The organism is Arthrobacter sp. UYCo732 (assembly GCF_040547265.1).
Classification (GTDB): Bacteria; Actinomycetota; Actinomycetes; order Actinomycetales; family Micrococcaceae; genus Arthrobacter.
The window spans coordinates 85,268-111,856 of sequence record NZ_JBEPPJ010000004.1; the positions used below are offsets into that span (position 1 = coordinate 85,268).

The 26,589-nt window shown below is 65.1% G+C and carries 20 protein-coding genes and 1 pseudogene; 8 read left to right on the forward strand and 13 right to left on the reverse strand.

Going from position 1 to position 26,589, the window contains the following annotated elements; genetic code table 11:
• Positions 1–5 precede the first annotated feature (5 nt).
• Entirely contained in the window at positions 6–2,444 is a 2,439-nt protein-coding gene (locus ABIB45_RS08430; RefSeq protein ID WP_354215421.1) for an HAD-IC family P-type ATPase, read from the forward strand.
• A gap of 33 nt (positions 2,445–2,477) precedes the next feature.
• On the opposite strand, the gene ABIB45_RS08435 is transcribed toward ABIB45_RS08430, so the two are convergent.
• Positions 2,478–2,942, reverse strand: a complete 465-nt coding sequence (locus ABIB45_RS08435; protein ID WP_354155599.1) for a pyridoxamine 5'-phosphate oxidase family protein — start codon at positions 2,940–2,942, stop codon at positions 2,478–2,480.
• Between the two features lie 187 nt (positions 2,943–3,129).
• On the opposite strand from ABIB45_RS08435, the pseudogene ABIB45_RS08440 reads away from it, so the two are divergent.
• Positions 3,130–3,550 (forward strand): annotated as a pseudogene (locus ABIB45_RS08440) (Hsp20/alpha crystallin family protein).
• Between the two features lie 28 nt (positions 3,551–3,578).
• On the opposite strand, the gene ABIB45_RS08445 reads toward ABIB45_RS08440, so the two are convergent.
• The 6 genes from ABIB45_RS08445 to ABIB45_RS08470 form a co-directional block, all read right to left on the reverse strand.
• Entirely contained in the window at positions 3,579–4,604 is a 1,026-nt protein-coding gene (locus ABIB45_RS08445; protein WP_354215422.1) for an ATP-dependent 6-phosphofructokinase, read from the reverse strand.
• Positions 4,601–7,003 (reverse strand): phosphoenolpyruvate synthase, encoded by a 2,403-nt coding sequence (gene ppsA / locus ABIB45_RS08450; protein ID WP_354155601.1) that lies wholly within the window; start codon positions 7,001–7,003, stop codon positions 4,601–4,603. The genes ABIB45_RS08445 and ppsA overlap by 4 nt, the downstream gene beginning before the upstream one ends.
• Positions 7,004–7,077: 74 nt before the next feature.
• Entirely contained in the window at positions 7,078–9,669 is a 2,592-nt protein-coding gene (locus ABIB45_RS08455; protein WP_502909105.1) for a cation-translocating P-type ATPase, read from the reverse strand.
• On the reverse strand, positions 9,666–12,839 hold the full coding sequence (locus ABIB45_RS08460; protein WP_354155602.1) for an HAD-IA family hydrolase: 3,174 nt from the start codon (positions 12,837–12,839) through the stop codon (positions 9,666–9,668). The genes ABIB45_RS08455 and ABIB45_RS08460 overlap by 4 nt, the downstream gene beginning before the upstream one ends.
• Before the next feature lie 58 nt (positions 12,840–12,897).
• Positions 12,898–13,407, reverse strand: a complete 510-nt coding sequence (locus ABIB45_RS08465) for an SHOCT domain-containing protein (protein WP_354215423.1) — start codon at positions 13,405–13,407, stop codon at positions 12,898–12,900.
• A gap of 144 nt (positions 13,408–13,551) precedes the next feature.
• Positions 13,552–13,785 carry a DUF1003 domain-containing protein gene (locus ABIB45_RS08470; RefSeq protein WP_354215424.1) on the reverse strand — a complete coding sequence of 78 codons (234 nt, stop codon included), beginning with the start codon at positions 13,783–13,785 and terminating at the stop codon, positions 13,552–13,554.
• A gap of 223 nt (positions 13,786–14,008) precedes the next feature.
• On the opposite strand from ABIB45_RS08470, the gene ABIB45_RS08475 reads away from it, so the two are divergent.
• The 5 genes from ABIB45_RS08475 (at position 14,009) to ABIB45_RS08495 (ending at position 16,912) form a co-directional block, all read left to right on the forward strand.
• On the forward strand, positions 14,009–14,389 hold the full coding sequence (locus ABIB45_RS08475; RefSeq protein WP_354215425.1) for a pyridoxamine 5'-phosphate oxidase family protein: 381 nt from the start codon (positions 14,009–14,011) through the stop codon (positions 14,387–14,389).
• A 145-nt stretch (positions 14,390–14,534) separates the two neighbouring features.
• Positions 14,535–15,017, forward strand: a complete 483-nt coding sequence (locus ABIB45_RS08480) for a pyridoxamine 5'-phosphate oxidase family protein (protein WP_354155606.1) — start codon at positions 14,535–14,537, stop codon at positions 15,015–15,017.
• A 469-nt stretch (positions 15,018–15,486) separates the two neighbouring features.
• A complete protein-coding gene (locus ABIB45_RS08485; RefSeq protein ID WP_354215426.1) occupies positions 15,487–15,843 on the forward strand; it encodes a hypothetical protein in 357 nt (118 codons plus the stop codon).
• Positions 15,844–15,915: 72 nt separating this feature from the next.
• Positions 15,916–16,377, forward strand: a complete 462-nt coding sequence (locus tag ABIB45_RS08490; RefSeq protein WP_354215427.1) for a pyridoxamine 5'-phosphate oxidase family protein — start codon at positions 15,916–15,918, stop codon at positions 16,375–16,377.
• Positions 16,328–16,912: a pyridoxamine 5'-phosphate oxidase family protein gene (locus ABIB45_RS08495; protein WP_354215428.1), complete on the forward strand. Its 585-nt coding sequence runs from the start codon at positions 16,328–16,330 to the stop codon at positions 16,910–16,912. The genes ABIB45_RS08490 and ABIB45_RS08495 overlap by 50 nt, the downstream gene beginning before the upstream one ends.
• A 459-nt stretch (positions 16,913–17,371) precedes the next feature.
• Here ABIB45_RS08495 and ABIB45_RS08500 read toward each other — a convergent pair whose 3' ends face one another.
• The 5 genes from ABIB45_RS08500 to ABIB45_RS08520 are packed head-to-tail and all read right to left on the reverse strand — an operon-like array spanning position 17,372 to position 25,499.
• A complete protein-coding gene (locus ABIB45_RS08500; RefSeq protein ID WP_354215429.1) occupies positions 17,372–18,607 on the reverse strand; it encodes an MFS transporter in 1,236 nt (411 codons plus the stop codon).
• Positions 18,608–18,644: 37 nt separating this feature from the next.
• The gene (narI, locus tag ABIB45_RS08505) at positions 18,645–19,478 is read right to left on the reverse strand and encodes a respiratory nitrate reductase subunit gamma (RefSeq protein ID WP_354215430.1); all 834 of its coding nucleotides are present in this window, start codon (positions 19,476–19,478) and stop codon (positions 18,645–18,647) included.
• Positions 19,479–19,480: 2 nt separating this feature from the next.
• The gene (gene narJ / locus ABIB45_RS08510) at positions 19,481–20,101 is read right to left on the reverse strand and encodes a nitrate reductase molybdenum cofactor assembly chaperone (protein WP_354215431.1); all 621 of its coding nucleotides are present in this window, start codon (positions 20,099–20,101) and stop codon (positions 19,481–19,483) included.
• On the reverse strand, positions 20,098–21,792 hold the full coding sequence (narH, locus tag ABIB45_RS08515) for a nitrate reductase subunit beta (RefSeq protein ID WP_354215432.1): 1,695 nt from the start codon (positions 21,790–21,792) through the stop codon (positions 20,098–20,100). Before narH ends, narJ begins: the two co-directional genes overlap by 4 nt.
• Entirely contained in the window at positions 21,792–25,499 is a 3,708-nt protein-coding gene (locus ABIB45_RS08520) for a nitrate reductase subunit alpha (protein WP_354215433.1), read from the reverse strand. Before ABIB45_RS08520 ends, narH begins: the two co-directional genes overlap by 1 nt.
• A 216-nt stretch (positions 25,500–25,715) precedes the next feature.
• Here ABIB45_RS08520 and ABIB45_RS08525 point away from each other — a divergent pair, with 216 nt between their 5' ends.
• Positions 25,716–26,138, forward strand: coding sequence for a pyridoxamine 5'-phosphate oxidase family protein (locus ABIB45_RS08525; RefSeq protein ID WP_354215434.1), 423 nt, complete (start codon positions 25,716–25,718; stop codon positions 26,136–26,138).
• Positions 26,139–26,180: 42 nt separating this feature from the next.
• Here the strand turns inward: ABIB45_RS08525 and ABIB45_RS08530 are convergent, their stop codons facing one another.
• On the reverse strand, positions 26,181–26,435 hold the full coding sequence (locus tag ABIB45_RS08530; protein WP_354215435.1) for a hypothetical protein: 255 nt from the start codon (positions 26,433–26,435) through the stop codon (positions 26,181–26,183).
• Positions 26,436–26,589: the final 154 nt, after the last annotated feature.

The following is a 26,589-nucleotide window of genomic DNA, read 5'->3' on the forward strand; positions in this document are numbered from 1 at the left end:
ACCACGTGGGCACGGCAGCTGCGCCTTATCCGCCCGGAGCTGACGCTGCCGCTGGATCCGGTCTCTCCGCCGAGGATGTGAGGGAACGGACGCTGGCGGGCCTGGCCAACGGAGCACCTGACACGTCGAGCAGGAGCCTGTGGCAGATTTTCCGGGCGAACGTGCTGACACTTTTCAACGGAATTGTCGGCGGCTGCTTCCTGCTGCTGCTGTTGCTGGGGCAGTGGCAAGACGCGCTCTTCGGATTCGCCGCGGTCAGCAACGCCGTCATAGGCGTGGTCCAGGAGTACAGAGCCAAGAGGCTGCTGGACCGGCTGGCCGTCCTTGATGCCCCTCGGGCCCGGGTGCTCCGTGACGGCCTCGTACAGGAAATTGCGGTTGCGGACGTAGTCCTCGACGACGTCGCCGTGCTGCAGGCCGGTGACCAGGTCGTGGCGGACGCCATCATCATCGACGAAAATGGCCTGGAGGTTAACGAGTCCCTCCTCACCGGTGAATCAGAGGCCGTGGACAAGAACCGGGGCTCCACAGTGCTGTCTGGCTCCACCATCACGGCCGGCCAGGGCAGGGCGCGGGTAGTCGCCGTGGGTGCCGGTTCGTACGCCAGCCAGCTCACTGCGGAGGCCAAACGTTTTTCCCTGGTCAACTCAGAAATACGCAACGGGATCGACCGCGTGCTCTACTGGATCGGATGGGCCCTCTTGCCCGTCATGGCGATCGTCACCAATGGCCAGATGCAGGCGAAGGGAGGCTGGGGCGTCGCTTTCCGCACCGGGGCGTGGGTAGAAGCCGTTGTTGGCGCGGTGGCCGGGGCCATCGCGATGATCCCCTTGGGCCTGGTGCTTATGACCAGCGTTGCCTTCGCCGTCGGGGGTGTGCGGCTGGCCCGCCAGAACGTGCTGGTACAGGAGCTCGCGGCGGTGGAGGGCCTGGCCCGTGTAGACGTCCTGTGCATCGACAAGACCGGCACGCTGACGGAGGGCAGGGTGGTGTTCGACGGCGTGCATACGGCCGGAAGGTCCCCTGCCCGAGGGTGGAAGGAGGCGCTGGGATGGTTCGGCGCCGACCCGCACGCCAACGCGACCGCCCGCTGCCTTAGTGGCACCTTCGCTTTCAACGGGAACCGGGCCCCAGCCGCCGTCGTTCCTTTCTCTTCCGCCAGGAAGTGGAGTGCTGCGAGCTTCCATCCGCCCCACGCTGCCGCTGGAACGTGGGTCCTTGGTGCCCCGGAGATGGTATTCACAGAGGACGGCACATCTTCCGGCGAAGTCCTGATCCAGACCCGGCGGCTGGCGTCGCAGGGCCTGCGCACCCTGGTCCTGGCATACTCGCAGGACATCATGGCCGAAGGCGACCCGGATGATGATGCGCAACTCCCCACAGGACTTACTGTGGCCACATTGCTGACGTTCCGGGAGAAGGTCCGACCGGATGCAGCGCAGACCCTATCCTACTTCCGTCAGCAGGGCGTCTCCGTCAAAATCCTCTCCGGCGACGACCACCGGACGGTCACAGTAGTGGCACGCGAGGTGGGGATCGACGTCGGCGACGGCTACGACGCGCGGCACCTACCCCGGGCGTCGGACCAGTTGGAGGACACGCTGGACCGCTTCTCTGTGTTCGGCCGTGTCACGCCCGAACAGAAGAAAGACATGGTACTGGCGCTGCAGAGAATGGGGCACACCGTCGCCATGACGGGCGACGGGGTCAATGACGCGCTGGCACTGAAGGAGGCCGATATGGGCATCGCCATGGACACGGCGGCACCGGCCACCAAGGCTGTGGCGCGGCTGGTGCTGTTGGACGGGCGATTCGACCGGCTTCCGGCTGTCCTGGCGGAAGGACGCCAGGTCATCGCCAACATTGAGCGGGTCTCCGTTTTGTTCCTCAGTAAAACTACGTACGCCGTCGCCCTGTCGTTGGCGTACGGGGCCCTGATGTGGAGCTTTCCGTTCCTGCCCCGTCAACTCTCGGCCACTGACGGCCTGACTATCGGCATCCCCGCGTTCTTTTTGGCCCTGATGAGCAACAGCCGCCGCTATGAAGCGGGATTCCTGAAGCGGTCACTGACCATGGCGGTCCCCGCCGGGATCATTATTACGACGGCGGTCCTTGCCGTCCAGGTGTATTCCTTCGCGGCGGGAGGCTTCACCGCCGGAGCCAGCCGCACAGCATCGGTGATTACGCTGTCACTGGTCGCCCTGAGCGTCCTGGCGGCTGCCAGCCGCCCGGTCAGCCCCCTCCGGTTGGCCATCATCGCCGCCATGGGCGCGGGCCTTGTCCTGCTGATGACTGTCCCCATCCTGCAAGACTTCTTTATGCTGGAATGGCCCCCACCCGGGCTTTCGGCCGTGTCCTTTGGCGCCGCCGCCGTCGCCATTATGGGTGTCCTTGCACTGAGCCTGGTACATGGGCGGCGGTACCCACTCGACCGGCCCCGGTGACTGGCGGGCCGGCGGGGCTCTCCTGGCGGGGCGCTACGTCCAGTCCGCCGAAAGATCCTGCGGCGGCCACCAGCGCGAGCGGGGCGAGACGGCAAACCTGCGCCCGGAGACTTCCGTGGGATCGATCTGCACCACATGCTCCTTGAGTCCGGGCTGCCAGGGTTCGCGGTCGGGACCGGCTTCGTGGAGGGCCGCCGGATCTCCGTCAAACGATCCCGGCTTTCCCTTGACCACAACGCTCCACACTTCGGTGGAATAGGCGTTCATCCCGTCTGCCTCAAACGCGACGGCGGCGCCGGTGAGCAGAGCACGGAGTTTTGTACCCGGCGCGGTGCGGAAGACCAGGGTCCTTCCGACCGTCATGAAGTTCACGGGAAAGATTTCGGGGGACGCGCCGCTGATCACCGCGAGCCTCCCGATGTAGGAGGCCTGCAGATACTTCCAGCACTCTTCCGGGGCGAGGACTTCCGTTTGAGACTCAGAGGGGGAGCTGCTCATGCTTCTGATCCTAGCCCCCTGGCCCCGCGCCGCTGACGCGCGTCGGCGGTGCGTCCGGCGGTGAGTCCGGCGCTGCTTCCATCAGTGTGCCGGGACCAAAGCTTCTGGGTCCGTCCGGCCCGTGGGCCGACCCTTAAGGAGTCGGGCGCTTTCGATGCCCGGTGGTCATCTGAGCAAGGAGGCAGACATGGCTGATTTGATGAAATGGTTTGACACCCGGTGCTCCCCCGTCGAGATGATTGAAAGACTTTTCGAAGGTGATACCGGCCTCGGGGATCCGGGTCGAAGAATCGGTTGAAGGCGACACAGTGGTGGTCCGTGCCGAACTGCCGGGAATCGATCCGGAAAAGGATGTCAGCGTCTCCATCGTGGACGGCACCCTTGAGATCAAAGCCGAGTTCAGGGAATAGTCCGAGCAGAAGGAGAAGGACAGCTACCGGTCGGAGTTCCGATACGGTTCCTTTGTCCGGAGGCTGGCGCTGCCCGACGGCGTCCGGCAGGATGACATCACCGCTTCCTACAAGGACGGCGTGCTGGAGGTCCGGAGCCCGGTGCCCGAAAAAGCCCAGCAGCCGGCTGCCAGGAAGATCGAGATAACGCGCGGCTAAAGGGTGCCCTAAGGGCGACCGGCCCGGATCAGCCGAAGAGGACCGCTGCCTCCCTGTAGCGGTCCTCAGGCACGGTCTTGAGCCGGCCCAGCGCAGCCTCGAAGCCGACGTTCACGATGTTGGTTCCGCGTAGGGAGACCATGGTCCCCCAGTGTCCGTTTGCGGTGGAATCCACGGCTGCCATCCCCAGCCGCGTCGCCAGTACCCTGTCAAAGGCGGTGGGGGCGCCGCCCCGCTGGATGTGGCCGAGGACGGTAGCCCTCGTCTCGATCCCCGTCATCTCCTGCAGCTCACGCTCAAGGAACCAGCCAATGCCGCCCAGCCGTGGCCTGCCGAAGGTGTCAAGGCCACGGGGTGAGTACGGAGCATCCTGGCCTTCCGGGACGAACGCCTCTGCTACCACCACCAACGGTGCCCGTCCGCGGTCGCGCGCGGACTGCACCCACTCGGCAACCTGACCTAACGGAATCCTTTGTTCCGGGATAAGGATGGCGTGGGCGCCGGAGGCCATGCCTGAATGGAGCGCTATCCAGCCGGCGTTCCGCCCCATGACCTCGGCGATCATGCAGCGGTGGTGCGACTCCCCCGTCGTGCGGAGCCGGTCGATGGCCTCCGTCGCCGTCTGGACCGCGGTGTCGAAACCGAAGGTGAAATCGGTGGCGTCAAGGTCGTTGTCGATGGTCTTGGGAACGCCTACCACCTTGATTCCCTGGCCCGAGAGTTCCTGCGCGGCGGCCAGGGTGCCCTCTCCTCCGATGGCTATGAGGCCGTCGACGCCCAATTGCTGAAGGCTGTCGCGCACAGCCTCGGCCCCGCCGTCCCGAAGCGGATTCGTCCGCGATGTACCAAGGACGGTCCCGCCAAGACGGGCGAGCCCCCGCACGTCATGCCGCGGCAAGGGGACCGTGTCCCGCTCAAGCACCCCCCGCCAGCCGTCGCGGAATCCGATGAAGTCGTACCCGTAGGAGATGACGCCGCTCAGCACTGCGCCACGGATCACCGCATTCAGCCCAGGGCAGTCCCCGCCGCTGGTCAAGATGCCCAGCCGGCTCATGCTTCAGACTTTTCAGCGGAGGCGATGATCGGAACCGTCCTGAGGTAGGTATCAGGATTCAGCGAAATCGAGTCAATGCCCTGCCTGACCAGGAACGCAGCGAAGTCCGGATGATTGCTCGGGCCTTGCCCGCAGATGCCGATTTTGATCCCGGCTGCATGCGCCCTGTCGATCACCTGCGCGATCATCGAGGTGACTGCCTCGTCCCTCTCGTCGAAAAGCCCTGCCAGCTGTTCGGAATCGCGGTCCACCCCCAGGACCAGCTGTGTCAGGTCATTGGAACCGATGGAGAATCCGTCGAAGCGCCGGGCGAACTCCGAGGCGAGGATGACGTTCGAAGGGATCTCGCACATCATGTAGATCTGGAGTCCTTGCTCTCCCCTGTCCAGGCCGTGTTCTGCCATCACGCTGATTACCAGGTCTGCCTCATGGAGGGTCCGGCAGAACGGAACCATCACAATGACGTTGGCGAATCCAAGCCGCTCGCGCACCCGCTTCAGCGCCCGGCATTCCAGGGCGAAGCCTTCCCGGTAACGCTCGTCGTAGTAGCGTGAAGCCCCCCGGAAGCCAAGCATGGGGTTCTCCTCGGCGACTTCAAAGAAGCCGCCTCCGATCAGGTGCGCATACTCGTTGCTCTTGAAGTCGCTGAGCCTGACGACCACAGGGTGCGGGTGGTAGGGCGCCGCAATCTTCGCGATGCCCGTGGCGAGGACGTCGACGAAGTATTCCTGCAGGTCGGGGTAGCCGTGCGTGAGCTCCCTGATGCGTTCGGCTTCGCCGGGATCCGTGACGCGTTCCGGATGGACCAGCGCCATGGGATGGATCCGGATGAGGTTGCTGATGATGAATTCCATCCTTGCCAGGCCCACCCCTGCCGCAGGCAGGCGCCACCATTGGAAGGCCGCCGAAGGGCTCGCGATGTTGACCATGACGGCGGTGCGGGTCTCAGGCAGCGCCCCGAGATCCACTTCTTCGACATCGAAAGCCAGGGTGCCCTCGTAGACCTCCCCGTCCTCACCGCCCGCGCAGGAGAGCGTGATGGGTGTTCCCTCTTCAAGGACCGAGGTGCCGTTGCCTGTGCCCACCACGGCAGGGACGCCCAGCTCCCTGCTCACGATCGCGGCATGACTTGTCGGACCGCCGTGGTCGGTGACAATGCCGGCGGCCCGTTGCATGATGGGAACCCAGTCGGGATCGGTCATCCGGGTCACCAGGATGGCGCCGTCCCGGAAGTTGTCGATGTCCCGGGCGTCCCGGACCACGCAGGCGGCGCCGTGCGCGATCGATTCACCGATGGCCGCGCCGGACGCCAGCCGCCGTCCCGTTTCGCGGAGGTGATAGATCTTAAAGACTGACCCGCTGCGGCGCGCCTGGACGGTTTCCGGGCGCGCCTGGACCATGAAGAGTTCGCCGCTGGAACCGTCTTTGGCCCATTCCATGTCCATCGGCCGCCCGTAGTGCTCCTCCACCGCCACGGCCCAGCGCGCCAGGGTCAAAATTTCGGAGTCGCTGAGCACAAAGGAGCGCCGCTCCTGCTCTGTCGTGTCAATGGTCCGTGTGCGCGCGTGGCCGCCCCGGCGGTAGACCATCTTCCGTTCTTTGGCACCGAGTGTCCTCTCGATGATGGGCGCAAACCGGGGGTCAGACAGCAGCGGTTTGAACACCTGGTACTTATCGGGGTTGATGGTGCCCTGGACCACCGTTTCCCCCAGTCCCCACGCGGCGCTGATCAGGACGCTGCGCGGGAAACCGGACTCCGTGTCGATGGAAAACATCACCCCGGATGCGCCAAGGTCTGAACGCACCATCCTCTGCACGCCGATGGAGAGGGCCACATCCAGGTGGTCGAACCCCTTGATCTCCCGGTAGCTGATGGCCCGGTCCGTAAACAGGGAGGCATAACACCTCCTGCACGCCTCCATCAGCTCGCGCTCGCCGGCGATGTTGAGGAAGGTCTCCTGCTGGCCGGCAAAACTCGCGTCGGGAAGGTCCTCGGCCGTTGCGCTGCTGCGCACCGCGACGGAGGCCCTGGCCTGTCCCGTCCGTGTGGACAATTCCCTGTAATGCTCCCTGATATCGGCGGCGATCTCGGGTGGAAACTGCCCTTCAAGGATCAGTTCCCGAATCGCTTCGCCCGCATCCCGCAGCGTTGTCCGGCCCGCCCGGTATTCACCGATCGACGCACGGATCCCAGGCTCGAGGCCGTTGGCGGCCACAAACGCCCGGTAGGCGGAGGCGGTGGTGGCAAAGCCTTCCGGCACCTGAACGCCGGAACTTAGCAGGGAGCGGCTCAGCTCACCCAGCGATGCGTTCTTGCCGCCTACGGAAGGCACATCAGCCATGCCCACGTCTTCCAGCCACACCACGTGAACGTCAGTCATCGTCGTCCGGGAATTCATGGCTCGATCCTGCCCGTTCCGCCGCGGCAACAGCAGAGGCTTTGGTCCTGCGCACTCCCGGCAGGGGTAGCCGGCTAAGCGCCTTTGTTCCCGTGCCGACGTAGCTTCTTGTAAGCCCAGTCGGCTGCCAGCACTGCAGGAACAGCGAAAGCCGCGACGGTGAAACCCACCAGCGGCGGCGGGAGGTGACCCAGCGCGGAGGCAACTGGAACGACGTAGAGGCACGCGGCCAACGCTCCGATTTCTGCCAGCACTGCCCAAAGGAGGATGCGGTTGGTGAGCCAGCCCTGCTTCCAGGGCGGCAGGGTGGCGCTGCGGCAGGCGAAGGCATTTGCAAGCTGGCCAAGCACAACGGCGGTGAAGGCGGCTCCGGACGCCGCCATCAACAGGGCGCCATCCCGCGGGTCTCCGCGCGTCCACCCGCCGCCGAACAGCACCACGGAAAACGCCGTCATTTCCATGACGGCCTCCACAGGTCCCAGCACGCAGAAGACCCGGAACATGAGCCGGCGGTCCATGAGGTGCCGTTTTTCCGGTGGCCGCTTCAGCACTCCCTTTCCTGGCGGTTCACCGCCCAGGGCGAGGGCGGGAAGAAGGTCGGTGCCGATGTCGAGGGCGAGAATCTGGAGAACACCAAGGGCAAGCGGAAACTGGCCGCCGGACAATGCCCAGATGACGAATGGCGTCAGTTCGGCGACGTTGTCCGTCAGGTGGTATGTCAGGAAGCGGTGGATGTTTGAGTACGTGGCGCGGCCCTGTTCAATCGCTGCGACGATCGTGGCGAAGTGGTCGTCCAGGAGCACCAGGTCGGAAGCTTCGCGCGCAACGTCGGTTCCGCTGAGTCCCATGGCCACACCGATGTCGGCCTCCTGCAGCGCGGGACCGTCGTTGACGCCGTCGCCGGTCATGGCCACGATATGGCCGCGGCCCTGCAGGGCCTTGGCCACCCGCAGCTTCTGTTCCGGGGAAACCCGGCTCACCACGATGCCGTCCCGGTCGAGCAGGGCGCCGAGGACCTGTTCGTCCTCAGGAAACTGCGATCCTTCCAGGACCAGTTCCGGGGATCCCATCAGTCCGATTTCCCGGGCAATGGCAGCAGCGGTTGCCGGGTGGTCGCCCGTGATCATCCCCACCCTGATGCCGGCTTCGCGGGCGGCCTGGATCACCTCTCCCACGTCCGGCCTGGGCGGATCGTGCAGGGCGATCAGTCCCAGCAGCGCAAGCTCGGCTTCAGCCTCGGCCGGCGGGCGCTCCAGCCAGTCCTGCACCGGCCCGGGAAGCTCGCGGGCAGCGACTGCCAGGACCCGCAGCCCCCGCGAAGCCATCACCTCGACTTCCGCCGCCGCGGCGCCTGCGGACTCTCCGCAGAGCGGCAGAACCGATTCGGGCGCGCCCTTAACAAAGAGCGTCGTGCCCAGGATGACCGATTCACGGCGCCGGCGGGGATCAAACGCGAACCGCCGGGCAGGCTTTGTATCCACCGGAGCGGATCCGGAAAGCCGGCGCGCCAGGACATCGATGGCAGCCTCCATCGGGTCCCCTTCCGCCCTCCACTCCGCCCCGTGGAGCACAACCCTGCCCTGGGAAGCTGCCCGTGCCGCGAGCGCGGCCCTGGTGGCCGTCGGAACCGCGGTTCCCTCGATGGTTGCTTCCGGCCGGTAACCTTCCCCCGTTACGCTCACGCGGCCGTCGGGTGTAAAGACTTCGACGGCGTTCATCCTGTTCTGCGTCAGGGTTCCGGTCTTGTCGGTACAGATGAATGTGGTGGACCCCAAAGTTTCCACGGCCTCCAGATTGCGGACCAAGGCGTTCCTCGCCGCCATCCGTTGGGCCCCCATTGCCAGTGAAAGAGTGACGGTAGGCAGGAGCCCCTCGGGTACCAGGGCAACGGCGACGCCGATGGCGAAGAGGAAAGCGTTGTGCCAAGGGATGCCTACCAGCAAGGACACGAGGAAGAAGAACCCTGCGACTGCCAGTGCGACAGTCGCAATGAGACGGACGATCCGGCGCAGCTCACGGGCCAGCGGTGTCGGCGGAGATACGGTTCCGCTGGTCAGTGCGGCGATTCCGGCAAGCCGCGTGTTTCCACCCGTGTGGGACACCACGGCGTCTGCTTGTCCGTTGACGAGGAACGTCCCGCCCCAGGCGCTGTCGCCGCTGGCCTTTGTTACAGCTTCACTTTCGCCTGTCAGCATGGACTCATCCAAGGCGCAGCCGGAGGCAACGGCCAGGACGACGTCGGCGGGCACCCTGTCACCCGCTGTCAGGACGACTGCGTCACCCGGGACCAGTTCACTGGTGTGAACCCTGAGGATGTGTCCGTCCCGACGGACGGAAACGTCAGCAGGTAGCAGCGCGCGCAGTTTTGCGGCCGCGTGCTGGGCACGTTCCTGCTGGATGTGGGCGAAGATCCCGTTGACGCCGACCACTACGATGATGGCGACGCCAAGCTGTGGCATCCCTCCGACGAAAGCCAGTGCGGCGGCGCACCACAGCATCAGGGCGAAGAAATGCGTCAACTCTCCCAGGAGTTTCCTCCACTGCGGCACTGACTTTGCGGTGGGAAGAACGTTTGGCCCCGCCTCCATCAACAATGCTGCGGCGTGCTCCGAACTCAGACCGGTTGCAACCGGCTCCTGTGTAGGCGGACCCCCTGGTGGCGTCACAGCTGCTCCGCGGACGGCACGTCTGGGCTGGCAAGCCGGAACTGCCGCGTCTCGCCAGCGCCGAGGATGACCTCTTCGGCACCGACCCGCAGGCATATGGCGGAGGCATCCCCGGGGGCTGCCGAGACTGTCAGTTGCCCGTGTTCGAGGTTGACGGCGAGTAGATGGTCGCGGTAGCGGACGTGGAACGAGACGGTTCTTATCCCCTTGGGCATCTTCGGTGAGAAGAGGAGTGCGTCACGTGTGATCCTGAGACCGGCAAAGCTTCGCTGCACGACGTCGATGGTTCCTGCCATCGCACCAAGGTGGATGCCTGTGTGCGTGGTGCCGCCCTGAGTGTCGTCGAGGTCGGCGCTGAGGGCTTCACGGAAGGTGTTCCAGGCCCGTTCCGGGTCCCTTGCGGCCAGCACCGAGGCGTGGGCCACCCTGCTCAGGGAGGAGCCATGCGCAGTGCGCGCCAGGTAGTAGTCAACGGTGCCTGCCAGCTGCGCCGCGGACACTTCGTAACCGAGCCGGGCCAGAAAGGTTATCAACTCGTTCTCGCCCAGGACATAAAGCAGCATCAGCACATCAGCCTGTTTGGCCAGCCGGTACCGGTTGGTGCTGTCGCCTTCGGCTTCCAGGATCAGGTCAAGGCGCTCGATGTTGCTGTAGATGTTCCGGTAATGCTCCCAGTCGAGCTCCTTCAGGTTTTCGTAGCCGTCGAACTGGCTGATGATGCCGTCATGGAACGGGACGGCCATCCGTTGGCTGACGTGCCGCCAAGCCTCAATTTCGGCGTGGTCTACGGATAGCCGTGCCTGTAGAACCTGAAGGTCGTGGCCGTGAAGCAGTGTCATGATCTCGCAGGCCTGGGCACAGGCCCAGGCAGCCATGACGTTCGTATATGCGTTGTCGTCGAGTCCGGCGCCGGGCTGATCCGGGTAGCCGGTGTGGTACTCGTCCGGCCCCATGATTCCCCGCAGATGAAACCGGTCCTCGTCCTGGTCATACTCGGACATGGAGGCTACGAACCGGGCCACGTCCACTATCAGCTCGGCGCCACGGTGCAGGAGCCACTCCCTGTCCTGCGTTGCCAGGAAGTACTGCCACGCGTTGAAAGCCACGGCAAGGCCCGCATGCCGCTGGAGGTGGGAATAGTCTGGTACCCACCGGCCGGAACGCCGGTTGAAAAGTAACCGGGGTGTCTCTTCCCTGCCGTCGCTGCCGCTCTGCCAGGGGAAGAGCGCACCGCGGAACCCTGATGCCGCAGCGGCTTCCCGGGCCGCCGGAAGTCTGCGCCAGCGGTAGTTGATCAGGGAGCGGGCAACCGAGGGCATCCTCAAGGTGAGAAGGGGCAGGACGAAGAGCTCATCCCAGAAGATATGGCCACGGTAGCCCTCGCCGTGCAGCCCCCGGGCGGGCACGCCGGCGTCGAGTTCAGCCGTGTGCGGGCTCAGGGCCTGGAGCACGTGGAAGACATGAAGATTCAGGATCAGCTGCACTTGGGGGCTGCCGTCGAGGTCTATGGCAAACAGCCGCAGCAGCCTCAGCCAGGCGTCCTCGTGTGCCGCGAGCATGCGGTCAAAGCCTTCGCCGGCGGTCCTGAGCACGGACAGCGCGGCCAGCGCCGGGGAGGACACTGCCCGGTCGCGCGAAGTCACCATCGCGGCAGTCGTGGTGATTACCAGCGGTGCGCCGTCGGTCAATCCAGCTTCCCAGGACCAGCAAAAGAGCCCCTCCTCCCGGCCCGGCTCGCCACTGCCGGTCTTGCCGGCGACGTCAGTGCGCAACGCTGTGGCAATTCTGATGTGGCTTTGACTCGTCTCCACTTCAACCACCGGGATCGGACCTGCCGGATCAGACACTCCCAGCCGGATCAGGTGGTGGTGGGACAGCAGCGCGTCCTCCGGCACATTCTCGTTGGTAACCCCGGTGTCCACGCCGCTGCGGATCGTGGCAGCCCCGCTCCAGCCCAGGGCGGTGATTGTCGTCTCAAGAGCCATCAGGTGCGGCTGCGCCATCGACACAAACCGGCGCTGGACCACACTCAGCCGGCGCCCGTCGGTTGCCTCCAGATTGATTTCCCGGCTGAGGAAGGCCCGCTGCATATCGAGCACCCGCCGCTCACGGCGAATTTTCAGGCCGCCCCGGGACCACCAGTCCGTTCCGTCCAGGCGGAGGTCCAGCAGCAGACAGTTGGGCAGGTTCACCATGTGCTCGTCTTCGGTATCCTGGCCCTGAACCCTGCTCACCAGCCTGTTGTAGATCCCGGCCAGGTAGGTCCCCGGATAGTGGACTTCGCTCATCCTGCCCTCGGGAGCAGCACCGCGGACAGCCAGATACCCGTTCCCGAGGGTGGTCAGAGCCTCCCGGTGCCCTTCGTGGGCAGGATCGTAGCCCTCATAGGTGAGGCGCCACGGGTCGGTGAGGACAAGCCCCAGATCGAGCTGGCCTACGTCGGTCAGTACAACGTCGGCGCCGGCTGCCTCCAGCTCGGCCCTCCTGTCGGCCCTGTCGATGCCGACCACCAGGCCGAAGCCGCCGCGTCGTGCTGCCTCCACACCGGCCACGGCATCTTCGATCACCACGGCGCGGGCAGGAGGAATCCCGAGCCGGTGGACAACTTCAAGAAACGTTGCGGGGTCGGGCTTGCCCGGGAGCCCCAGTTCACTGGCCATGACACCGCCCATGACGAGGTCGAATGCTCCCGAGAGGCCGGCCGCTGCCAGGACGGCGGATGCGTTGCGGCTTGACGTTGCAAGGACCACAGGGACCCGCGCCGACCGCAGCCTTTCAAGCAGTGCTACCGTCCCCGGATAGGTCCTGACGCCGTCACGTCCCAACCGCTCCTTGAACACCCGGTCCTTGAGCTTGGCCAGTCCGTGTACCGACCATTCCCCGGCGGCGTCGGCGCGGCTGCCTGCAGAGAGGGTGACTCCGCGGGACCCGAGGAAGGCTTGGACACCGTCTTCCCGGGGCCTGCCATCTATGTATGTCAGGTAGTCACTGGCGGTGAAAGGATCCCTCCGCGCCTCCGCGGGAAATCGAGGATCCGCCAGCACCCCGTCGAAGACTTGCCTCCAGGCCGCCTCATGCACTGATGCCGTGTCTGTCACGACGCCGTCCAGGTCAAATATCACGGCGTCGAAAGGCGACATGGCCGCGGAGGCGGTTGGTGACTCGGTCATGGCGGTCCCTGGAAGTCCCCGGATTTAGGCCGACGGGGAGTACCCGCAGGCCGCGGCCTCATCTGCGGGGACCGCGTCGGAGTATGTTCAGCCGGGCGGTGTATTCGTTCTCGTCGATTTCTCCGCGTGCGAACCTTTCGGCCAGCAGATTCTCAGCATACCCAGCGCCTGAGGCCGGGTCATGGCTTCGGTTGCCGGGTCCGACGGCCCTGGCCAAAAGGACGATGGCGGCGATGACAGCGCCCCAGAACAGCACGAAACTGATGACCATTAGGGCGTAGCCCCAGCCGCCCATGTTGCCGTCCCAATACATCATTCGAGGTCCTCCAGTACATGCCGGGGCAGCAGTTGCACCGGCCATGAATTCAGTGTCCGCCCGCATGGCGCCGCCTCGCCAGAGGCTTTGGTCCCGGCGGTTCTCGCCATCGGGTTCGCCATGGTGATCGCCGCCCGGCCCGGCAGCCCGCCGTCGGCTGCTCCACCTGCCGCCGAACCGGCGCCGACGAAGCAACAGCTGAGCGAGGCGGTCGGTGAAGAACAGTTGCAGGGTCGGGGCGATGAGCGTCATGAGCGCGCCTTCATCCATTGAGCGTCTTGACGTGCGGCGGCCAGGGCAAGCAGTTCCGGCGCAGCCGAAAGATACCAGTAGGTCGATGCGGGTTCGCGGTGGCCAAGATACGTTGACAGTGCTGGGATCTTAGCCTGCACGTCCTCACTGCTGTGGTACCAACCGAGCAAGGTTTGAATGGCGAAACGATGTCTTAGATCGTGAATTCTGGGGGCGGAGGGCGCGTCGGCCCCGATTCCGGCAGCAGTCACCAGCCTCCGAAACGTCTGGGAAACCAGGGTAAGGGTCCCACGCATGCGTCAGAAGAAGATAGGAATTCACCAGCGCCCACAGGCCCATAAGCGCGATGAACACCCCCACGAACGCCCAACTGCCCATGCCGTTGCCGGAGCCTGTCTGCCGCCCGCTCGCCTCTGCTCAGGCCCGCCTTGTGCTGCCTGTGCCACGTCTCTCTGATCTCCCAGAATAAGTCTTGGCGTCCCCGGGACCCTGCCCAGTGGTGCCGGGGCCGGGAAGGTCGGGAGGACTTTCCGTTCTTGATGCCTGACCGTCGCCCAGGGCTTAGGATCTGTAGCATGAGCAGCTCCCCGGCAGGTCTCAAGTGGAAATTCTGAAAGCTCACGAGTGCTGGTCGTATCTTCGGTCTTCCTACATCGGACGGTTGGCGGTAATAAACGGTGCCGGCCCGGAGATCTTCCCCGTGAATTACGTCGTCATGGGAAAAACGTTGCTCTTCCGCACGGCTCCTGGCACGAAGCCACGCGCCCTGCTGACCAGCGCCGTGGCGAAGGGAATACCTGAGCCCTTCGACGAAAACCAGGTCAGCCCTCTCATCGAAGATGCCAACCGCGAGCCTTGGGAGCCCGGAATCAAGGAGCATCTGATTTGCATCAGACCCACTGAGATCAGCGGACGCCGGTTCGCGGTCCGGTCGAGAACGCGCTGGTGGCCCCCGCTAGATTTTTCGGCCGACTGGTTATAGAAGGCCCTCCAGGCTCGTCGGTAGGTGGCCGCAAATCGTTAGCCCTGTCCCACCTTCGAAGACGGCGACCGGGGAGTGCACGTTGGAATAACCTTTCAGCGTCGGGCTCTGGTCCGCGTATGTGGGCAAGCGTAGGCTCTGGAACATGACACACGAGCCGTCATCTGCAGGGCGTCAGGAACCGGTGGAAAATCTCGACTCCAGCCAGTGCTGGGAACTGCTGCGGCAGGTCTCGGTCGGCAGGCTGGCCGTCTGGATTGAGGACCATCCGGACATTTTTCCGCTCAACTACACCGTGGACCACGGCACCGTGGTTTTCCGGACCGGGGAGGGAACCAAACTTGGCGGCGCCTTGAACGAAACCCCGGTGGCACTGGAGGCCGACGGCGTGGATGCCACGACCGGGATGGCCTGGAGCGTCGTGGTCAAAGGCAAGGCCGCGGGAATCACCGGGATAGAAGGCGTCCTTGACACCGCTTCGCTGTATCTTTTCCCTTGGCAAGCGGGGAAGAAGGATCACTTCATCCGAATCACGCCGGATTCAGTCACCGGGCGGCGCTTCAAAGTCGCGCCGCCACTGACCTGGTGGACTCAACTAAGCGGCGCTGTGAGGTCCGCACCAGAGTAGGCCCGCCAGGTCAACCCGGCCCGGCGCATGCCGAGGGCACCAGGCATGGTTCGAGAGTCTGTGACGCGACGGTTTTGTGCACAGGACCCGCATTCTTCAGCTCGAAGCCACGAACGAAGTAAGGGGACCAGTGATGGCGGCCGGATACACCCGAAGTGCCCAAGAAATTGGAGAGAGCGCTTTGCGGGATGAGCGTAGGGGACGCAGGCGTTTCTTTGTCCGCTGGCTGGTCGCGGTGACCCTTGCGGAAACCGTTGGGTTCTCGGTGCCGGCCATTGCAGGTGGTCTTCTCACGGCAGGTGCCTTTCCTGCCCAGTTCGTCTATCCGGCGATGATCGCCGCTGGCACGGCGGAAGGTGCACTATTGGGGGCAGGTCAAGGGATTGGCTTCGGTGCCATTCGGCCGTTTCGGACGAGGACTTGGATCCTCGCCACGGCTCTTGGGGCGGGGTTGGCTTGGGCGATCGGTATGCTTCCGAGCACTCTTGGCTTGTTCGAACTATCGCCCCTTGCGGTCGGGCTTCTGTTCGTTGGCGGGCTGGTTCTTCTGGCATCCATCCCGACTCTGCAGTGGCTGGTTCTGCGCCGGACAGTCCGTAACGCCTGGCGCTGGATTCCCTGGAACATGGTTGCGTGGGCGGCCGGCATCCTGTGGACCCTTGCGCCCTCACCCCTTGTAGATGAGCGCACACCAATCGAGGTCATCACCGGAGTTTATATGGCGGCCGGCCTGCTCATGGCCGTGACTGTCGCCGCTGTGACCTCGGTCCCGGCCAGGCACGTAATCCGGAAAAGCATGCACAACAGCGAGGCCACGGCCAACTGAACCCCTCCCAATCCAAGGAGATTCCCGGCAACAGATTTCGCCCCGCACCGGGCGGGTCTACTATTTGTTTCCATGGACACCGCACCGCTGGACGGGAAACTCACCTTCGACGACTGCTGGGAGTTACTGGCCTCGGCAGTGATCGGCAGGCTGGCCCTCGTCGTTGACGGGCATGCAGAAATCTTCCCGGTCAATTTCGTCGTCGAGCGACGGAGCGTCGTCTTCCGCTCGGCTGCCGGGACAAAACTATGGGAGTCCATGAAAGAGGTCGCGGCAGCCTTCGAAATCGACGGATACGACGATCGTACCGGGGAGGCCTGGAGCGTCGTCGCCAGAGGAACAACGGCTCTGATCGACAGCCAGGAGGAGCAGTCCGCAGCGGACGCCCTGGGTCTGGAACCCTGGCAACCCGGGGCCAAGTCCCATTACGTGCGCCTCGAGCCGAACGTTCTGACCGGCCGGCGCTTCAAGGTAGCCGCACCCGATGTTTGGAACACCCGGTGGAACGACCAGCGGAGAGCCTCCTTCGAGTAGCCGGAATGTCCTGACTTGTCACCCCTACTTCCCAAGTCCCTTAGGGCTTAGGCTCTGCATCGTGACCAGTCCTGAGGCAGAATCATCCGCGGCAAGCAGTCCGCCGAGGAATGAGCTCAGCGCCCATGACTGCTGGAAGTATTTACAGACCTCATCAGTTGGCAGGCTGGCTGTTGTCATCGGCGGGTCTCCTGAGATTTTTCCGGTGAATTATCTGCCCGATGAGGGATCGGCGGTCTTCCGCACCGGCCCTGGAACCAAACTGGACGCCATCGTGGCGGGCGGGCCCCTGGCACTGGAAGCAGACGGCCTGAACACTTCAGGCACCATTGCGTGGAGCGTTGTGCTCAAAGGGTTTCCCGAAGAGGTCCAGGACGTCGATGACCTGCCACAGCAGATTCCCTCCCCCTGGGAAGAAGGTGCGAAGGAGCATGTGATCCGGATCGTGCCAACGGAACTTAGCGGGCGCAGGTTTGTGATCGCAAGGCCTGAACATTGGTGGCTGCCGCGAGACAGGGCAACTGGAGGCACGTAGCCGGGACGTCTGCGTGCACGATGGCACGGAAATGGTCGCCCTAGACTGCCGGCTGCTGTCCAGCGTGCTGCTGCGCCCGCCGCCAAGGAGTCGGCAGCGACGCCCCCGGAGACCGTTGCGGTCCGAGGGTTGGCGGCAAACGTATCCATGGGACTATCCGGGACAAAAGTCGGTTACCTCTGCCGGGAGCTCGGCATCTCGCGCTGTGTCGGCATGTCTCCCCACCGGATTACGACGACGAATACTGTGACCGTAGTGTTTGGGCCCGTAGTGTTTGGATAAAGACGGCCTCGAGGAGAGCGCGACGAGGAAGCGGGCCTGGCATGCGAGCAGATGTTCGGACAAGAGTTGCAAGGCGAACCCTGCTCGTTGTGGCCGGTTTCAACGCCCTTTCGGCGGTAGGCGGACATCATCGGCCACGTTCGTCAGCATGAGCAAGCGGCGGCACGCGGTTGCTGGCTAGCGGCTTGGACCCGCGAGTCTGGGCGGAACGGCCGGCGCCCCGGCCCGGCCCTGTACGGCGAACAGCGTGAAGGCCAGGGCTGCTAGCGCTGTCGCTACAAGCAGCAGCAGCCCGATCGAGTAGCTGTGCGTCGCGGCGTCGTACGTTGCGCCCATGACGAGCGGGGGGAAGTAGCCGCCGAGACCACCGGCGGCACTGACCACCCCGCTGATGGTGCCCACCTTGCCCGGCGGCGCCAGCACTCCCACCCAGGCGAACACACCGCCCGTGCCCAGGCCAAGGGCGGCCGCCATGGCAACGAATGTCAGACCGGCAGGGACCTCACCGTCGGGCTGTAAATTCACCACCCACGCCAGGACAGCAACGGCGGCGAGCGAAGTGATCACTACCGGTTTGGGGCCAAGCTTGTCCGCCAAGACGCCGCCCACCGGCCGGGCCAGCACCGCCGCCAGGGCGAACCCCGCGGTGCGGGCACCGGCGCCGCTGGGGTCGAAGCTGTACACATCCCGCAGGTAAGTGGGCAGGTAGGTGGCGAAGGAGACGAAGCCGCCGAAGACGACGGCGTAGAGGAAGCACATCTTCCACGTAACGGCCGTCCTGGTGGCGTCTAGGAGCTTGGGCAGCACGGGCGCGTTACTGTGGGTCCAGCCCGGGGATTCCTTCATCAGGAACCAGACCAGGACAGCCATGACGGCAAGCACCCCGGCGATCAGCAGGTGTGTGGGGAAGTACCCTATTGCGGCAACGAGCCGGGGGTTCAGGAACGCGGCCAGCGCCGTCCCGCCCATACCGGCACCAAAGACGCCGGTGGCGAAGCCCCGCCGCGACGGCTCATACCAGCCGCTGACAAAGGGGATTCCGACGGCGAACACGGTTCCGGCGACGCCGAGCAGCAGGCCGGCGCCCAGCACCAGCGCGAAGGAATTGAGGAGGCCGCCCACTGACACGAGGAGGATCGGCAGGATGGAGGCGAGCAGCACGAAGGTGAACATCGCCCGGCCGCCGTACTTGTCAGTCAGGGCGCCCACGACGATCCGGCCCAGCGAGCCGACGAACACCGGCATGGCCACCAGGACGCCGGTGGCAGCCGGGTTGAGCTGCAGATTCTGCGTGTAGAAGGAACCGAGGGTGGCCACGGAGTTCCAGGCCCAGAAGCCCGCCACGGACGCCGCGGTGGCCAGCACCAGGTTCCGGGTGCTGCCTGCGGGGGCAAGGGTTTCGGATCCGGCCACGGTGGCTGCCTCTCTCACGTCAGTTCAGCGCTACAGTTCAGCGGTTCTTGGTGTCCCGGTCACGGGTTCCGACGGCGGACCAGCCGCGGCGGGCCGGAACGCCGGAGGTGGTGGAGCCCGCCGACCGGTCCGGTGCCCCGCCCACGGCCCGGTCCCGCGAGCGGTAAACGATGTACGGGCGGAAGAGGTAATGCAATGGGGCGGTAAAGGCGTGGACCAGCCGGGTGAACGGCCAGATGACGAACAAGGCCATGCCTACCAGGGTGTGCAGATGGAAGGAAAACGGTGCCGCGGCCATGGCCGTGATGTCCGGCTGGAAGACATAGAGCGAGCGGAACCACGGGGCCACGGTCTCGCGGTAGTTGTGCCCGTGCTCGCCCTCGAAAACACTGGCCAGAGTGGTCCAGAGGCCGAACACTATGGCGGCCGTGAGCACCACGTACATGGCCTTGTCGTTCCTGGTGGTGGCCATAAACACCGGCCCGGTGGTGCGGCGGCGGTAGATCAGCAGGATGATCCCGCCGAGGGTCCCCACCCCGGCAATTCCGCCGACGAACAGGGCGTTGAAGTGGTAGAAATCCTGACTCATCCCCACCGCCTGGGTCCAGGCCATGGGGATGACCAGGCCGAAAAAGTGCCCGGCAATCACGGCCAGCAGGCCGAAATGGAACAGCGGGGACGCGATCCGGAGCAACTTCGATTCGTACAGCTGGGAAGACCTGGTGGTCCAGCCGAACTGGTCATACTTGTAGCGCCAGACCAGCCCGCCCACCAGCACCACCGCCATGACGTACGGCAGGACGCCCCAGAGCACAATGTCCAAGGCGGAGATATCGACGGCGGACGCGGGTTCCGCTTCGGATACCAGCATGCTCAGGCCCCCTTCACGGGCAGAAGTCTCGGATCGTAGGGGTCCAGCCCCACCGCTTCGGTTGGCGGACCGTAGCCCGCCATCCGCATCACCGCCTGCTCGTCTGCCGGCGACTTCCCGGGCAGGGTGGCGCAGACGGCCTGCAGGACCCGGGTGTGCGGCAGCCCGTCCCGCAGGAGCCCGAGGCGGAGCATCTCCAGGCTCGGCCGGTAGCGGATCAGCAGTTCCCGCCCGGCAGCCAGGTCCACAGTTGCGGCGTATTCGAGGACCATCGGCAGGTAGTCCGGCAGTTCGCCGCGGGTGTCCACCAGGATGTCGCTTTGCCGGTAGGTGTTCTTGAAGTTTCCCAGCACCTCGCCGCGGCGCCGGGTGTCGCCGTCCGTCCAGTAGCTCAGGTGCAGGGCATGGCGCTTGCTGAGATCGAACTCGCGCACATAGTAGGCCTGGAGATCCATCTGCGGCATGGACTCCAGCTGGTCCAAGACCTCCGCGAAGTCCTGCACGGCCCCACGGAACTCGGCCACGGCGGCGCGCATCAGCGGAACCCGGCCCACCAGTTCCTCGTCAGGGTAGGACAGGCACCAGGCCGCCGCGAGGTAGACCACCTGCTGGCGCCGGCTCACGGCTGCTCCCCCGCCGGCGGGGCCTCTGAACCGGGTGCCGGCTTCTCCGGGAACAGCCCTGGCGGGGCCCCGGTGCCGTCCCAGTTGAGCAGGTTCACCCTGCCCCGCAGTGTTGTTTCGCCGGGTGCGGACCCGGAGGTCTGCCGGTCCCGCAGTGCGTTGAACGTTTCCACTGCCACCGGAACGGGCCTGCCGCTGGCTTCGCCGAACGGTGAGGAGTCCTGCATGCCCGGGCCGCCGTCGAAATCCAGTGAGCAGCCCATTTCCTCCAGGTCATGGGCCTGTTCCACGTGGGCTTTCGGGATGACGTAGCGCTCCTCATACTTGGCGATCGCCATAAGCCGGTACATCTCGTACATGCTCTGGCTGTCCATGCCCACAGCCTCCGGGATGGAGTCGTCCGGATCGTTGCCCATGCTGATGCCGCGCATGAAGGAGCGCATGGCCGCGAGCTTCTTCAGCACCGCTGTGACCCGGTCCGCGTCCCCGGCGGTGAAAAGTTCCGCGAGGTACTCCACCGGGATCCGCAGCGCGTCGATGGCGCCGAACAAATTGCCGTGATCCTCGCCGTCGTGCCCCTGGTCCCGCAGCAGGTCCACCACCGGCGAAAGCGGCGGCACGTACCAGACCATGGGCATGGTCCGGTATTCGGGGTGCAGCGGAAGTGCCACTTTGTAGACCTTGGCCAGGGCGTAGACCGGCGAGCGCCGGGCGGCATCGATCCAGTCCTCCGGGATGCCCTGGGCCCGGGCCTCGGCCTGGACGGCGGGATCGTTCGGATCCAGCAGCACGTCCATCTGGGCGTCGTAGAGCTCCCGGGGGTCCGTGACGGACGCCGCAGCGGTGACGGCATCGGCGTCGTACAGGAACAACCCCAGGTACCGCAGCCTCCCCACGCAGGTCTCCGAGCAGACCGTCGGCAGCCCCACCTCCACCCGTGGGTAGCAGAAGGTGCACTTTTCGGCTTTGCCCGTCTTGTGGTTGAAGTAGATTTTCTTGTAGGGGCACCCGGTAACGCACTGGCGCCAGCCGCGGCACTTGTCCTGGTCCACCAGGACAATTCCGTCCTCCACCCGTTTGTAGATGGCGCCGGAGGGGCAGGAGGCCATGCAGGACGGGTTCAGGCAATGCTCGCAGATCCGCGGGAGATAGAACATGAAGGTCTGCTCGTACGCGAACTTGATCTTGTCCTCGGACTCGCGGCGGACCTTTTCCACGATCGGGTCCAGGTGGCCGTATTCGGTGGAGCCGCCCAGGTCATCGTCCCAGTTCGCGGACCAGGTGATTTTGGTGTCCTCGCCGGTGATCAGGGACTTGGGCCGGGCCACCGGGAAGTCGTCGCCCAGCGGTGCGTCCACAAGGGTCTTGTAGTCGTAGGTCCAGGGCTCGTAGTAGTCCTTGAGCTCGGGCTGGATCGGGCTGGCGAAGATTCCCAGGAGCTTCTTCACCCGGCCGCCGGCCTTGAGCACCAGCTTGCCGCGCTTGTTCAGCTCCCAGCCGCCCTGCCATTTGTCCTGGTCCTCGTAGCGGCGCGGGTACCCCTGCCCGGGGCGCGTCTCGACGTTGTTGAACCAGACGTATTCAGTGCCCGCGCGGTTGGTCCAGGCCTGTTTGCAGGTCACGGAACAGGTGTGGCAGCCGATGCATTTGTCCAGGTTCATGACCATGCCCATTTGAGCCATAACACGCATCAGTACTGCACCTCCTGTGAACGACGGCGGACGGTGGCAACCATGTCGCGCTGGTTTCCGGTGGGGCCAAGGTAGTTGAACGCGTAGGCCAGCTGGGCGTAGCCGCCGATCAGGTGCGAGGGTTTGACCAGCAGCCGGGTTACGGAGTTGTGGATGCCGCCGCGCCGGCCCGTCGCCTCGGACTTCGGCACGTCGATGGTGCGTTCCTGCGCGTGATGGACGTAGACCACACCGGCCGGCATCCGGTGGCTGACGATCGCCCGGGCCACGAGGACGCCGTTGATATTCAGGCACTCCACCCAGTCGTTGTCCTTGACCTGGATGGCGGCCGCGTCGGCGGGGCTCATCCAGACCGTGGGCCCGCCGCGGGACAGCGAGAGCATCAGCAGGTTGTCCTGGTATTCGGAATGGATGGACCACTTGGAGTGCGGTGTCAGGTACCGGACAACCACTTCCATGGCCCCGTCCTGGCCGAGCTTCGGCTCACCGAAGAGGCGGTGCATGTCCAGCGGTGGCCGGTAGATCGGCAAGGCCTCGCCGATATCGATCATCCAGTCGTGGTCTAGGAAGAAGTGCATCCGCCCGGTCAGGGTGTGCCAGGGCTTGAGCCGCTCGACGTTGATGGTGAACGGGGCGTAGCGGCGGCCGCCCGTCTCGGAGCCGGACCATTCCGGCGAGGTGATCACGGGGACCGGGCCGGCCTGGGTCTGGGCAAAGGTAATGAACTTTTCTTCGGAGCCTTCGGACAGGTCCGCCAGTTTCCGGCCCGTGCGGATCTCCAGGTCCTTGAAGCCCTGCACGGACAGCGCCCCGTTGGTGGTGCCGGAGAAGGCCAGGATGGCCTCGGCCATTTTCGCATCGGTGTCGATCGCGGGCCGGCCGTCCGCGGCGCCGCCGAGCATCACACCGTTGGAGCGGCTGAGCCTCTCCAACGGGCCCGCGAGTTTGTAGGTGACGTTCTTGACCGTGAAGCCCAGCTTGTCGGCGAGCGGCCCGACGGCGGCGAGCTTGTCCGCGATGGCGGTGTAGTCCCGCTCGACTACGGAAAAGATGGGCATGTTCTGCCCGGGAACCGCGGGGATGGACGTGTCCCGCCAGTCCCGGACGATCCCGCCGGGCTGGGCGAGCTGGCCGGGGGTGTCGTGCTGCAGCGGCACGCTGACCAGGTCCCGGCGGACGCCCAGGTGGGTTTTCGCCAGGCGGGAGAACTCCTGGGCCAGCAGGTGGAAAGTGTCGAAATCCGTCTTGGTTTCCCAAGGCGGATCGATCGCGGGGCTGAAGGCGTGCACGAAAGGGTGCATGTCCGTGGAGGACAGGTCGTGCTTCTCGTACCAGGTGGCAGCCGGGAACACGACGTCGGACAGCAGTGTGGTGGAGGTCATCCGGAAGTCCGCGGAGACCAACAGGTCCAGCTTTCCTTCCGGCGCCTGCTCATGCCATTTCACGTCCTTGGGCTTAAGCCCTTCGGCGTGGTCTTTCAGGACGTTGTTGTGGGTTCCCAGCAGGTTGCGGAGGAAGTACTCATTGCCCTTGGCGGAGGAGCCGAACAGGTTTGAGCGCCACAGCACGAGGGTCCGCGGCCAGTTCTCCGGGGCATCCACGTCCTCGATCGCCGGATTCAGTGTGCGGTTTTTCAGCGCGTCCGCGATGTAGCTGGGAGTGTCCTTCGAGGTGCCGGCGGCGACGGCGGCCTCCGCCTCGTCCGCGAGGTCCAGCGGATTGCGGTCGAACTGCGGGTAGAACGGCATCCAGCCGAGCCTCGCGGACTGGGCCAGCGCGTCCGCAGTGTGCATCCCGTCCAGGGCTCCGGTGGAGAGCGGTGACTTCAGGGCGTCCGCGGAGTAGCCGTCCTGGCGCCACTGGTCCGTGTGCATGTACCAGTAGCCGGTACCGATCATGGTCCGCGGCGGCCGGGACCAGTCCAGCGCGTTCGCCAGCGACACCCAGCCTGTGGCCGGCCGGGTTTTTTCCTGGCCCACGTAGTGCGCCCAGCCGCCGCCGTTGCGGCCCATGCAGCCGGTCAGCATCACGAGGGCAAGCACCGCCCGGTAGGTCGTGTCGCCGTGGAACCACTGGCAGATCCCGGCGCCCATAATGATCATGGAGCGGCCCTTGGACTGCTCGGCGTTGCGGGCAAACTCGCGGGCCACCCGGATGCAGGCCTGCGCCGGGACGGACGTGATCTCCTCCTGCCATGCCGGAGTGTAAGGCGTCGAGGCGTCCTCATAACCTGAGGCCCAGTCCCCCGGGAGCCCTTCGCGGCCGACGCCGTACTGGGCAAGCATGAGGTCGAACACGGTGGTGACCAGCTGGCCCTCGACCTCGAGGACCGGCACTCCGCGCCTCAGGACGCTGCCGGCGCCGCCGGCGTCCTCGAAGCACGGCAGCAGGATCTCCGCGCTTTCCCCGGAGACCTCGCGCAGCGACAGTGCGGGCTCGATCCCCTCGAGGTCCAGGTTCCATTTGCCCTCGCCGCTGCCCGAGTAGCGGAAGCCCATCGAGCCGTTGGGCACGGCGGGGAGGCCGGTCTTCTTGTCGAACAGCACGGTGCGGAACGCCGCGTCCTCGGCCCCGGACTCCAGCGTCAGGTCCCTGGCGGTGAGGAACTTCGACGGCGTGAGGGAACCGTCGTCGCGCCTTTCCAGCCGGACCAGGAAGGGCAGGTCGGTGTACTGGCGGACGTAGTCGGAAAAGAAAGGCACGTCACGGTCGATGAAGAATTCCTTGAGCATGACGTGCCCCATGGCCATCGCCAGCGCGGCGTCCGTTCCGGCCTGGGCGGGGAGCCATTCGTCGGCGAACTTCGTGTTGTCCGCGTAGTCCGGGCTGACCGTCACCACCTTGGTGCCGCGGTAGCGCACCTCGGCCATCCAGTGCGCGTCCGGGGTCCGGGTCACGGGAACGTTGGAGCCCCACATCATGAGGTAGCCCGCGTCCCACCAGTCGCCCGATTCCGGGACGTCGGTCTGGTCTCCGAAGACCTGCGGGCTGGCCACGGGAAGGTCCGCGTACCAGTCGTAGAAGGACGTCATCACCCCGCCGATCAGCTGGATGAAGCGGGTCCCGACCGCGTGCGAGACCATCGACATCGCGGGGATCGGCGAGAAGCCTGCGCAACGGTCCGGGCCGTAGGTCTTGATCGTGTTCACGTGGGCAGCGGCCGCGATCTCGACGGCTTCCTTCCAGGAGACACGGACCAGGCCGCCCTTGCCACGGGCCTGCTGGTAGCGGCGCCGCTTTCCCGGGTCACCGGCGATCTCGGCGAAGGCCAGCACCGGGTCGCCCAGCCGGGCCTTGGCCTCGCGGTACATCTCCACCAGCACGCCGCGGGCGTACGGGAAACGGACCCGGGTCGGTGAGTAGGTGTACCAGGAAAATGCCGCCCCGCGCGGGCAGCCCCTGGGCTCGTATTCCGGACTGTCCGGCCCCACCGAAGGGTAGTCGGTCTGCTGGGATTCCCAGGTGATGATGCCGTCCTTGACGTACACCTTCCAGGAACACGAACCGGTGCAGTTCACCCCGTGCGTCGAGCGGACCACTTTGTCGTGGCTCCAGCGGTCGCGGTAGAAAATATCGCCCTTGCGGCCGCCCTCCCGGAACACCGCCCTGCCGTCCTCGGTCTGGTCCCATTTTGTAAAAAAACGGCCCAGCTTCAACATTGCATCTGATGCGGGTCCATCCAACCCCGCATGCGGTCCGGCAGCCATGCCCTTCATCCTAGGGTCCCCGTCCGGGACAAGATAGGGCCCTCCGTCAGACACTTTTCATCCCGCACAGGCCCGGACGCGCCGAGGGTAAATCACAACCAAGCACTCATCGTCTTCACCCACCGAGGCGCCGAGAACTCGGGCGGCCCAATAATGTGCCGCATTTTCCCTTTACCCCCTTGATGGCTACCGGCATACATGGGGCACACTAGTGGCATGGAATCCGACGAAAGCCCCGGTACAGCCTTATCCGATCCCGAGTCGTGGAAATTGCTGGAAAACTGCCAGCACGGGCGGCTCGCCGTCAGCGTGGCAAACGAACCCGACATTTTTCCAATCAACTTCATCGCCCATGACGGAGTGCTGCTGATGCGCACCAACCCAGGCACAAAGCTCGCCGAACTGACCATCAACGACAAGGTCGCCTTCGAAGCGGACGGGATCACCAGCGATCAGGCCTGGAGCGTCGTCGTCAAGGGAACCGCAAGGGTCCTGGAATCGCAAACGGAAATCGACGAAGCCAACAAGTTGCCGCTCCAGCCTTGGATCCGCACCCGCAAGTACACCTATGTGGAAATTACTCCCACCAGGATCTATGGCCGACACTTCGACCTGGGCCCCGAGCCAGACCGGTACTAACCCACGATCCGAGGGAACACCGACGGTAAGCGTTGGCGTTTGTCACGACCTTAAGCTCTGTCTTCTGCTGATGCCGCTGACGGTCGAGGAAGTGTTCTGTTCCTCGATCACGGCCTGGAGCTCCAGCATGACGCTCACTGCAGAACTGAGCTGTCCTTCGAGCTTCCGGACTTTGTCGCGCAGCCGCCGGGTTTTGGCTTTCTCATCGGCGAGTTGTTCTTCGATCCTGCGAAACTCCTTGCTTCGCGGGGCCGTGGTGGTCGCGAGTGCACCCCATTCGGCTAGGCGATGAAACATTTCGGTGTGATGGCGCCGACTACCTGTCACGGCGCCCGGGCGGCGAAGGCACACTGATGGCCATGTGCCAGGACGGCAACACCAACGTTGCAAGTAGCGCGAAACGTGCCTTAGCGCAGCGAGTCCGTCACGACGACGGGATCACGCCTGACTA

Coding starts and splice junctions, on each gene's coding strand:
- ABIB45_RS08480 (WP_354155606.1), top strand. CDS start 14,535: ATGACACACGAGCCGTCATCTGCAGGGCGTCAGGAACCGGTGGAAAAT.
- ABIB45_RS08465 (WP_354215423.1), bottom strand. CDS start 13,407: ATGACGCTCATCGCCCCGACCCTGCAACTGTTCTTCACCGACCGCCTC.
- ABIB45_RS08445 (WP_354215422.1), bottom strand. CDS start 4,604: ATGAGCCGGCTGGGCATCTTGACCAGCGGCGGGGACTGCCCTGGGCTG.
- ABIB45_RS08485 (WP_354215426.1), top strand. CDS start 15,487: ATGCTTCCGAGCACTCTTGGCTTGTTCGAACTATCGCCCCTTGCGGTC.
- ABIB45_RS08525 (WP_354215434.1), top strand. CDS start 25,716: ATGGAATCCGACGAAAGCCCCGGTACAGCCTTATCCGATCCCGAGTCG.
- narI (WP_354215430.1), bottom strand. CDS start 19,478: ATGCTGGTATCCGAAGCGGAACCCGCGTCCGCCGTCGATATCTCCGCC.
- ABIB45_RS08530 (WP_354215435.1), bottom strand. CDS start 26,435: ATGTTTCATCGCCTAGCCGAATGGGGTGCACTCGCGACCACCACGGCC.
- ABIB45_RS08435 (WP_354155599.1), bottom strand. CDS start 2,942: ATGAGCAGCTCCCCCTCTGAGTCTCAAACGGAAGTCCTCGCCCCGGAA.
- ABIB45_RS08470 (WP_354215424.1), bottom strand. CDS start 13,785: ATGGGCAGTTGGGCGTTCGTGGGGGTGTTCATCGCGCTTATGGGCCTG.
- ABIB45_RS08490 (WP_354215427.1), top strand. CDS start 15,916: ATGGACACCGCACCGCTGGACGGGAAACTCACCTTCGACGACTGCTGG.
- ABIB45_RS08495 (WP_354215428.1), top strand. CDS start 16,328: ATGTTTGGAACACCCGGTGGAACGACCAGCGGAGAGCCTCCTTCGAGT.
- ABIB45_RS08460 (WP_354155602.1), bottom strand. CDS start 12,839: ATGACCGAGTCACCAACCGCCTCCGCGGCCATGTCGCCTTTCGACGCC.
- ABIB45_RS08520 (WP_354215433.1), bottom strand. CDS start 25,499: ATGGCTGCCGGACCGCATGCGGGGTTGGATGGACCCGCATCAGATGCA.
- ppsA (WP_354155601.1), bottom strand. CDS start 7,003: ATGAATTCCCGGACGACGATGACTGACGTTCACGTGGTGTGGCTGGAA.
- narH (WP_354215432.1), bottom strand. CDS start 21,792: ATGCGTGTTATGGCTCAAATGGGCATGGTCATGAACCTGGACAAATGC.